Genomic DNA, 9,233 nt, shown 5'->3' on the forward strand with positions numbered 1-9,233 from the left:
ACCCCCCCCCCCGCCTTGTACCCTCCCCCCAATGGGGTGTGGTCTGTTGCCACACCACCTTTAACAAAATCCACGCCGTCTTTAACTATGTGGACGGGCCCCGGGGGCCCCCGGGGCCCCCTTCTTGCGTTTCCTAGGCACCCTACCCATCTGCGCCCGGCGGATCAGGCCTTTTCCTGCCGGAAAAAACCGATTAGACAGCGCCCAAACAAGATGCGGACAGATTCCGCCCGCAACCGAAGGAAAAGCCCTTGTCCACCACGTTCGACAAAGTCGCCAAGATCATTGCCGACACCAGCGAAATCGATATCGACACCATCACCCCCGAGAGCCACACGATCGACGATCTCGGCATCGATAGCCTCGATTTCCTCGACATCGTCTTCGCCATCGACAAGGAATTCGGCATCAAGGTGCCGCTGGAAAAGTGGACCCAGGAGGTCAATGACGGCAAGGCTTCGACCGACGATTACTTCGTCATGAAGAACCTGTGCGCCAAGATCGACGCGCTGGTCGCAGCCAAGACCGCCTGACGTCAGTTGAGCGCGCGATCTTGACGCGCTCTGCCGCCTGACCCACAAAGCCGCCCATGAGCAGCCCCCGCGACGTCGTCATCACAGGTATCGGCCTTGTCTCCTCGCTGGGGGAAGGTCCGGACACCCATTGGCAGAAGCTCACGCAGCCGGGCCTGCAGCCGGTGCTCGAAGCGGCGCGCTTTGCCCCCTACACCGTCCATCCGCTACCGGAGATCGATTGGAACCTGCAGATCGCCAAACGCGGCGATCAGCGCCAGATGGAAACCTGGCAGAGACTCGGCACCTACGCCGCAGGACTTGCGCTAGACGACGCTGGCATCAAGGGCAATGACGAACTCTGCACGACCATGGACATGGTCGTGGCCGCCGGCGGTGGCGAGCGCGACGAGGCGGTCGATGCCGCCATTCTCGCCGCTTCGGAAAGCCGCAACGACCGCGACGTGCTGCTCAACGAGAAGCTGACCACCGAATTGCGGCCGACTTTGTTTCTGGCCCAGCTTTCTAATCTGCTCGCCGGCAACATCTCCATCGTCCACAAGGTGACGGGATCGTCCAGAACCTTCATGGGCGAGGAAGGTGCCGGCGTCGCCGCCGTCGAGACCGCCGCCGCGCGCATCCGCTCGGGCCAGTCGACTCACATCCTGGTCGGCGGCGCCTTTCAGACCGAACATTCCGACATGCTGCTCGGCTATGAACTCGCCGGCTATCTGCATCGCGGCCCCTGGAAGCCAGTCTGGCAAAGACACGGTGCTGAGGGCGGCGGCGTCGTGACCGGTTCCGGCGGTGCCTTCCTGGTGCTGGAGCAACGCGAGCATGCAACAAGCCGGGGCCGAAAGATCTATGCCGAGCTTGGGCCGGTCGTCTCCGGCCGCGCCAGGCGGCCACGGGGAGAACTCGACGTCGAGATCGCCGCGCTGCTCAAGCAGGCTGCGTTGCCGAACGGCAAATTGCTGACCCTGTCGGGCGCATCGGGCGCCCATGCCTCGACATCAGCCGAGAAAGCAGCGCTCGATGCCAATCCGGCTATATCAGCGCGTGGCTTCTCGACGCTGACCGGGCACATGAAAGAAGCGCAGTTTCCCTTCGCCGTGGCGTTGGCGGCTCTCGCTGTGGACCGCAAGGCCGCCTACCCTATTTTCGATGCCGCAGCCGAGACGCCGTTCGAAGGCGTCCCCGCAAACGTCCTTGCAACGGCGGTCGGCTATCACCAATTCGAGGGCATGGCGCTGGTCAACGCCGCCTGAGGCGGCGCTCCGAGATCCATGCTGTAACGATAAAAGGTCGAGGGCTCCCGGATGGCCAATCTGAACGATCATATGGGCAGGCCGATTGTCGCCGTCACCGGCATCGGCGTGGTGACCTCGCTTGGCGTCGGCAAGACGGACAATTGGGCGGCGCTGACCTCGGGAAAATCAGGCATCCACCCGATCACCCGCTTTCCCATCGATCAACTGAATACCCGCATCTCCGGCATGGTCGATTTCCTGCCGTCGAGTTCGAAGGGCGCCAGCCCGCTCACCTACGAGTTGGCCGAGCTTGCGGGCCTTGAAGCGGTGGCCGAAGCCGGTCTTGATTCCAGCGATTTCAGCGGACCGCTCTTCCTCGCCTCGCCGCCGGTCGAACTCGACTGGGCCGAGCGCTTCTCGCTTTACAATTCCGACAAGAACAAGGATGACACCGCCGCCGAAAGACTGCTTCGGGTGGCGCGCAGCTTGAAAGAACTGGATATTTTCGAGACCACCCAGTTCGGTTCGATCGCCGACCGCCTTGCCGACCGCCTTGGCACACGCGGCCTGCCGATCACCCTATCGACGGCTTGCGCTTCCGGTGCCACCGCGATCCAGCTCGGTGTCGAGGCGATTAGACGCGGCGAATGCGAGCGCGCGCTGTCGATCGGCGCCGACGGTTCGGCCACCGCCGAGGCACTGATCCGTTTCTCATTGTTGTCGGCGCTCTCCACCCACAACGACATTCCCGAAAAGGCGTCGAAGCCTTTCTCCAAGGATCGCGACGGCTTCGTGCTGGCCGAGGGATCCGGGGCGCTGGTGTTGGAATCGCTTGAGGCGGCACTGACTCGCGGCGCCACTATCCTCGGCATCCTGGGCGGTTGCGGCGAGAAGGCGGACGACTTCCATCGCACCCGTTCGAAGCCGGACGCTTCGCCGGCCATCGCCGCGGTTCGCGCTGCCCTCGCCGATGCCGGCTTAAGTGAAGACGAGATCGACTACGTCAATGCCCATGGCACGTCGACACCGGAGAACGACAAGATGGAACACCTGGCGCTGTCGACGGTATTCGGCGAGCGGATCGGCTCGATGCCGGTCTCGTCGAACAAGTCGATGATCGGCCATACGCTGTCGGCGGCCGGCGCCGTCGAGGCGGCGTTCTCGCTGATGACGATGCGCGAAAGCGTCATTCCGCCGACCATCAACTACGACAATCCCGACCCCGCGATCGTGCTCGACGTTGTGCCGAACAAGAAGCGCAATGCCGAGGTTCGCACCGTTCTGTCGAACTCCTTCGGCTTCGGCGGCCAGAACACTTGCCTTGTCATGGCGCGGGAACCGGTCTAAGCGACCTTTTTCAGCCAGACTGAACCGACAGGCCCCATGCGCGCATTGCAACTTATCGAGGACCGCCGTCTTGAAACGGTGGACCTGCCGCCTCCCCCACCGCCGGCACTCGGCGAAGTCACGTTGCGCATCAAGGCGGTGGCGCTGAACCACATCGACGTCTGGGGCTGGCGCGGCATGGCCTTCGCCAAGCGCAAGCTGCCGCTGGTCGTTGGTGCCGAAGCCTCCGGCGAGGTCGAGGCGGTCGGCCCCGGCGTTTCCAGCCTGCTGCCGGGACAATTGGTGTCGATCTATGGCGCCCGCACCTGCGGCCTTTGCCGAGCCTGCCGCGAAGGCCGCGACAATCTCTGCGAGCATGTTTCGGGCGTTCACGGTTTCCATCTCGATGGCTTCGCGCAGGAAAAGATCAACCTGCCGGCTCGCCTGCTGGTTCCCGCCCCGCCCGGCGTGACCGACATCGGTGCAGCGGTGGCGCCCGTCACCTTCGGCACCGTCGAGCACATGCTGTTCGACAACGCCAGGCTGCAGCCCGGCGAGACCATCCTCGTCCATGCCGGCGGGTCCGGCATCGGCTCGGCCGCCATCCAGCTGGCAAAGCGGATGGGCTGCACGATCATCACCACGGTCGGCTCCAACGACAAGATCGACAAGGCCAAGGCGCTCGGCGCCGACCATGTCATCAACTACCGTGACGACCGTTTCGAGGGCGTCGTGCGCAAGTTGACCAAGAAAAAGGGCGTCGATGTCGTGTTCGAACATGTCGGCGCCGACACCTTTGCCGCGTCGATGCTGTGCCTGAAACGTGGCGGCCGCCTGGTGACCTGCGGCTCGACCTCCGGCGTGTCGACGCAGATCAACCTGATGCAGCTGTTCCAGCAGCAATTGAAACTGCTCGGCTCCTTCGGCTGCCGCATGGAGAACATGGCCAACGCCATGCAGAAGATGGCGGCAGGACAGGTCGCACCCGTCATCGACACCGAGGTCGACTTCGACGGTATCGATGCGGCGCTGAAGCGCATGGAAGGCCGCGACGTGTTCGGCAAGATCATCCTGCGCGTCGGCTAGAGCCTTGACCTCTGTGTTCAAGAAGTTTCGCCGGGATCTCAAATTTCGCTACGGCAGGCAGCTACGCCAATTGAACTACTGGCTGGTTGCGCGCGCGGCGATGATGATCATCTCGGTGCTGCGTCTGCTACCGCCCGACAGTGCGCTGAATTTCGCCGACCGTGTCGCACGCCGTGTCGGCCCCTGGGTGGGGCGCCATCAGGTCGCCGTCGACAATCTGCGCAAGGCCTATCCGCAAAAGGGCGAAGCCGAAATCCAGGCGATCGCCTCCGACATGTGGGGCAACATGGCCCGCCTTGCCGCCGAATACATCTTTCTCGACGCCCTGTTCGACTACGATCCCGCGGCCAGCAAGCCCGGCCGTGTCGAGGTCAAGGGAACAGAGCATTTCGTCGAGATCGCAGGCGAACAGAGGCCGCATATCGTCTTCACCGGCCATCTCGGCAATTTCGAGTTGTTGCCGGTGGCGGCGGCGACCTTCGGCATGAACATCACGGCGCTGTTTCGCCCGCCCAACAACCCCTATCTCGCCGACTACATCCTTTCGACGCGCCGCTCGACCATGGGCTCATTGCTGCCATCGATGGCCGGCGCCTCATTCGCGCTGGCGGGGGTCCTGGAGAATGGCGGCAACATCGGCATCCTTGTCGACCAGAAATTCTCCAACGGCCTGGATACGACATTCTTCGGCCGCCCCTGCCAGAGCAATCGGGTGCTGGCGACCCTTGCCCGTCACTACGACTGCGACGTCTATCCGGCGCGCTGCGTCAGACTGCCAGACAACCGCTTCCGGCTCGAGATCGAGGACAAATTGATATTGCCGCGCACCGCTGACGGCAGTGTCGATGTCCACGCCACCACCCAGCGTCTCAACGACGTGGTCGAACGCTGGGTACGCGAAGATCCCGGCCAGTGGATGTGGTTCCACAAAAGGTGGGAGATCGGCGGCGGGCGGCGAAAGCGGCCCCAGCAGGCAAAGGCGCCCATCGCCAGCGCTTGAGTTCGTTCCTCGGCGAGCGCTGATTTGATCACTGCCCGCATGGGCCATCAATAGCCAGCGCCTTCGAACAGACAAACCTTCGCCGAGTGCTGTCGCTACCGGTAGAAACGCAACGGCACCGTTTCCATGCCAGTGCGCTATTCCTGCAGCATTTTCCGGGCGAAACGCCCGGGATGCAGGCAACCGCATCCGACCCCACCGCGAAAGATCACGGTGGAATCAAACGCCGGTCAAAGCCTAGTTGGTAACAAGGATCCGCGTGTTGCGGAAACCGGCTTGCCGAACCATCGCATAGAAGGCTGCGGCGTTGGTGGGGTGCAAGCGCACACAGCCATGCGATGCCGGGCGCCCGAGCTGCCTCACCGCGCCGGTGCCGTGAATGGCATAGCCGCCGCGGAAGAACACCGAATAAGGCATCGGCGACATGTCGTACTTGCGCGAATACCACATCCGCGCCGTCCGTTGCGGCCGATAGCTGCCGCGCGGAGTAATGTAGCCTTTGCGCGCGGTGGAGACGCTCCAGCGGTATACCGCCGCACCATATCTAACCGTCATCGTCTGCGACGACACGTCTATGTTTGCGACGAGGCTGGCTGCCCAACCCTGCCCCGAAGCGCCGAACAGCATCGCGACAAACACGGCTGCCATGAGAACTGTCTTTTTCATGCGACCAAACCCCTTTGATTGCCCCTTACCTGCCTGCCATCACGTTGTTTTTCATCTTTTTAATGGCAGGTGAACGGGGTAACACACACTCCTTGACCAATTCGCCAATCCAAAGCAGCGAATTTGAACGATTTCCCGCGATAGTTGCCGCAACGACACGCCGCACGGGCTTGATCACCAACGGGCTTGCAAAACCGGGACGATCGCTCTCAACTCCGCCGCATGAACGAGCGACTCCTCAAGGCAATCGATATCAGGCGCGACGATGTCGTCGCGCTGACCGCCGAGCTGATCCGTTTTCCGACCATCAACCCGCCCGGCGAGGCTTACCGGCCGTGCGCCGAATATCTCGGCGCGCGGCGGAAGAAGCGCGGTTTCGAGACCGAATTCATCCGCGCCGAAGGCACGCCCGGCGACACCGACCGCTACCCGCGCGTCAATGTCGTTGCCCGTTTCGACGGCAGGTCGCCCGGTGCCTGCGTCCACTTCAACTCGCATATCGACGTGGTCGAAGCCGGCGACGGCTGGACCGTTGATCCCTTTGCCGGTATCGTCAAGGACGGCAAGGTCTATGGTCGCGGCGCCTGCGACATGAAGGGCGGCCTGGCCGCCTCGATCATCGCAGCCGAAGCCTTCCTGGAAGTCTTCCCCGACTTTCCCGGCGCCATCGAAATATCCGGCACCGTCGACGAGGAGTCCGGCGGCTTCGGCGGCGTCGCCCATCTGGCCAGCCTCGGTTATTTCTCCAAACCCAGGGTCGACCACGTCATCATTCCCGAGCCGCTGAACAAGGACCGCATCTGTCTGGGTCATCGTGGCGTCTGGTGGGCGGAGATCGAGACCAAGGGCGAGATCGCGCACGGCTCGATGCCGTTCCTCGGCGACAATGCGGTGCGCCACATGGGCGCCGTGCTAAGGGCATTCGAGGACGAACTGTTCCCCGCACTCGACCGCAAGATGACGCGCATGCCGGTCGTGCCCGAAGGAGCAAAACGCTCGACCATGAACATCAATTCGATCCATGGCGGCCAGACCGAGGATTTCCGGCCAGGCCTGCCCTCGCCCAACGTGCCCGATTCCTGCCGGCTGACCATCGATCGTCGCTTCCTGCTCGAGGAAGACCTCGACACCGTCAAAGGTGAAGTGACCGGCATTCTCGACCGCCTGAAGCGCGAGCGGAACAAATTCGACTATGAAATCCGCGACCTGATGGAAGTGCTGCCGCTGATGACCGAGCGCGACGCGCCGGTGGTCATGGCAGTGGCGCAAGGCATCATGGCGATCTTCGACCGGGAACCCGACTACGTCATTTCGCCGGGCACCTACGATCAGAAGCACATTGCCCGCATCGGCCATATCTACGATTGCATCGCCTATGGTCCAGGCATTCTCGACCTCGCCCACCGGCCGGACGAATGGGTCGGCATATCGGACATGGTGGAAGCGGCCAAGGTGATGGCGATCGGGCTCAACGTGCTGCTGCGCGGCACAGCCACGGGATAAGGCGCGCATCGCGACAAGCTTCGACCTGCTGATGAGGCCGCCAGGACAAAAACATTCCCGACGATGCCAACGGGCAGAACGAAACGCAATTTACTCCGCGGCGAAATCACGCTTCTATCGCCCGGGTTTGAGCACCTGTCTGAAACGCATGGGGAGTTGCACGATGAAATTGTGGAAAACCATCCTGGCCGCCGCAGTGCTGTCACTGGCCGCCGGCACCTCCGCGTTTGCCGCGCGAACCGACCTGGTCATCGGCATTCCCCTCGAACCCCCGCATCTCGATCCGACCGCAGGTGCTGCCGCGGCAATCGATGAGGTTCTCTACGCCAACGTGTTCGAGGGCCTGACCCGCATCGGGCCGAATGGCGAGGTGTTGCCGGATCTGGCCGAAAGCTGGACTATTTCCGATGACGGCAAGGTCTACACCTTCAAGCTGCACACCGGGGTGAAATTCCACGACGGCACCGACTTCGATGCCAGTGACGTGAAATTCTCGCTCGACCGTGCCCGCGCCGACAATTCGGTCAATGCGCAAAAGGGCCTGTTCGCGGGCATCGACACGGTCGAAATCGTCGACCCCGCAACGGTCAAGGTAACGCTCAAGAACGCGCAAGGCTCCTTCCTCTACAATATGGGCTGGGGCGACGCGGTGATCGTGGCGCCTGAGACGGCCGACACCAACAAGGAGAAGCCGATCGGTACCGGCCCGTTCAAATTCCAGAGCTGGGCCAAGGGATCCTCGATCACGCTGGTCAAATCGGACAATTACTGGGGCGCACCGGTGTCCCTCGACAAAGCCGAGTTCCGCATCGTGCCCGATGCCGCGGCCTATATGCCGGCATTGCTCTCGGGCGACATCCAGGCTTTCCCCTTCTTCGACGCCGATAGCGTCGCACAGGTCAAGGACGACCCGCGCTTCAAGGTAGTGATCGGCGCGACCGAGGGCGAAACCATCCTGTCGATCAACAACAAGAAGCCGCCCTTTGACAAATTGCAGGTGAGACAGGCGATCTCCTATGCGCTCGACCGCAAGGCCATCATCGACGGCGCCTCCGCCGGCCTCGGCGTGCCGATCGGCTCGCACATGTCGCCCGCCAATAAGGACTATGTCGACCTCACCGGCCGCTATCCGCATGATGTCGCCAAGGCAAAGGAATTGCTGAAGGAAGCGGGGCTGGAGAACGGCTTCAAGGCGACGCTGAAATTGCCGCCGCCCGCGTATGCCAGGCTCGGCGGCGAGATCATCGCCTCCGAGCTTCGCGACGTCGGCATCGATCTGGAGATCATCCCGGTCGAATGGGCACAGTGGCTGGATCAGGTGTTCACCAAGAAAGACTACGACCTGACCATCGTCTCCCACACCGAACCCAACGACATCGATATCTATTCGCGCAAGGACTATTACTTCAACTACGACAATCCGGCCTTCGACAAGGTGATCGCCGATCTCGGCGTCACCTCCGACGAGGCCAAGCGCAAGGAATTGCTGGGGCAGGCACAGAAGATACTGGCCGACGACGCCGTGGTCGGCTTCCTCTACGAACTGCCCAAGGTCGGCGTCTGGGACGCCAAGCTGCAAGGCCTGTGGGAAAACGCACCCATCCAGGCCAATGACCTCACCAAGGTGAAGTGGTCGGATTGAAGACTCAGGCTGCCTGGCGGAATTTGCGCTCCGTCACACCCCCCTCTGCCCTGCCGGGCATCTCCCCCGCAAGGGGGGAGATCGGCAATTTCTGCGTCGCCGACAACGATGCCATTTCGGCGATTGGCGAAAGCGTAAATGAGAGCTCAATCTCCCCCCTTGAGGGCAGGGGAATCGCACATGAGTACAAACGGACTCTTGTGTGGTGTGCGGAAATCGATTCTGAGAGGACCTCTGAATGATCGGAG

Annotated in this window: 8 protein-coding genes; 7 read left to right on the top strand and 1 reads right to left on the bottom strand. The window is 62.4% G+C overall.

Annotated elements, in window-relative coordinates; genetic code table 11:
* The first annotated feature begins 251 nt into the window (after positions 1-251).
* Genes NKJ06_RS32965 through NKJ06_RS32985 form a run of 5 tightly spaced genes read left to right on the top strand, consistent with a single transcriptional unit; the run spans position 252 to position 5,174 of the window.
* On the top strand, positions 252-533 hold the full coding sequence (locus NKJ06_RS32965) for an acyl carrier protein (protein WP_010909964.1): 282 nt from the start codon (positions 252-254) through the stop codon (positions 531-533).
* 56 nt (positions 534-589) lie between these two features.
* Positions 590-1,780 (top strand): beta-ketoacyl-ACP synthase, encoded by a 1,191-nt coding sequence (locus NKJ06_RS32970; RefSeq protein WP_352636210.1) that lies wholly within the window; start codon positions 590-592, stop codon positions 1,778-1,780.
* A 51-nt stretch (positions 1,781-1,831) separates the two neighbouring features.
* Positions 1,832-3,109, top strand: coding sequence for a beta-ketoacyl-ACP synthase (locus tag NKJ06_RS32975; protein WP_352636212.1), 1,278 nt, complete (start codon positions 1,832-1,834; stop codon positions 3,107-3,109).
* A 36-nt stretch (positions 3,110-3,145) separates the two neighbouring features.
* Positions 3,146-4,174, top strand: coding sequence for a zinc-binding dehydrogenase (locus NKJ06_RS32980; protein ID WP_352636214.1), 1,029 nt, complete (start codon positions 3,146-3,148; stop codon positions 4,172-4,174).
* Positions 4,175-4,187: 13 nt separating this feature from the next.
* Positions 4,188-5,174, top strand: coding sequence for a lipid A biosynthesis lauroyl acyltransferase (locus NKJ06_RS32985; RefSeq protein WP_352636220.1), 987 nt, complete (start codon positions 4,188-4,190; stop codon positions 5,172-5,174).
* Positions 5,175-5,411: 237 nt separating this feature from the next.
* Here NKJ06_RS32985 and NKJ06_RS32990 read toward each other — a convergent pair whose 3' ends face one another.
* On the bottom strand, positions 5,412-5,840 hold the full coding sequence (locus NKJ06_RS32990; RefSeq protein WP_352636215.1) for a L,D-transpeptidase: 429 nt from the start codon (positions 5,838-5,840) through the stop codon (positions 5,412-5,414).
* 222 nt (positions 5,841-6,062) lie between these two features.
* Here NKJ06_RS32990 and NKJ06_RS32995 point away from each other — a divergent pair, with 222 nt between their 5' ends.
* Both NKJ06_RS32995 and NKJ06_RS33000 read left to right on the top strand, forming a co-directional pair.
* Entirely contained in the window at positions 6,063-7,343 is a 1,281-nt protein-coding gene (locus NKJ06_RS32995; protein WP_352812100.1) for an acetylornithine deacetylase/succinyl-diaminopimelate desuccinylase family protein, read from the top strand.
* A 163-nt stretch (positions 7,344-7,506) separates the two neighbouring features.
* On the top strand, positions 7,507-8,985 hold the full coding sequence (locus NKJ06_RS33000; RefSeq protein WP_352636218.1) for an ABC transporter substrate-binding protein: 1,479 nt from the start codon (positions 7,507-7,509) through the stop codon (positions 8,983-8,985).
* The last annotated feature ends 248 nt before the right edge of the window (positions 8,986-9,233 follow it).

Source organism: Mesorhizobium sp. M0293, from assembly GCF_040321735.1.
Lineage (GTDB): Bacteria > Pseudomonadota > Alphaproteobacteria > Rhizobiales > Rhizobiaceae > Mesorhizobium.

Bases quoted from the DNA above. Each gene is read 5' to 3' on its own strand.
- NKJ06_RS32975 (WP_352636212.1), top strand. From the start codon at position 1,832: ATGGCCAATCTGAACGATCATATGGGCAGGCCGATTGTCGCCGTCACC.
- NKJ06_RS32980 (WP_352636214.1), top strand. From the start codon at position 3,146: ATGCGCGCATTGCAACTTATCGAGGACCGCCGTCTTGAAACGGTGGAC.
- NKJ06_RS32970 (WP_352636210.1), top strand. From the start codon at position 590: ATGAGCAGCCCCCGCGACGTCGTCATCACAGGTATCGGCCTTGTCTCC.
- NKJ06_RS32995 (WP_352812100.1), top strand. From the start codon at position 6,063: ATGAACGAGCGACTCCTCAAGGCAATCGATATCAGGCGCGACGATGTC.
- NKJ06_RS32990 (WP_352636215.1), bottom strand. From the start codon at position 5,840: ATGAAAAAGACAGTTCTCATGGCAGCCGTGTTTGTCGCGATGCTGTTC.
- NKJ06_RS33000 (WP_352636218.1), top strand. From the start codon at position 7,507: ATGAAATTGTGGAAAACCATCCTGGCCGCCGCAGTGCTGTCACTGGCC.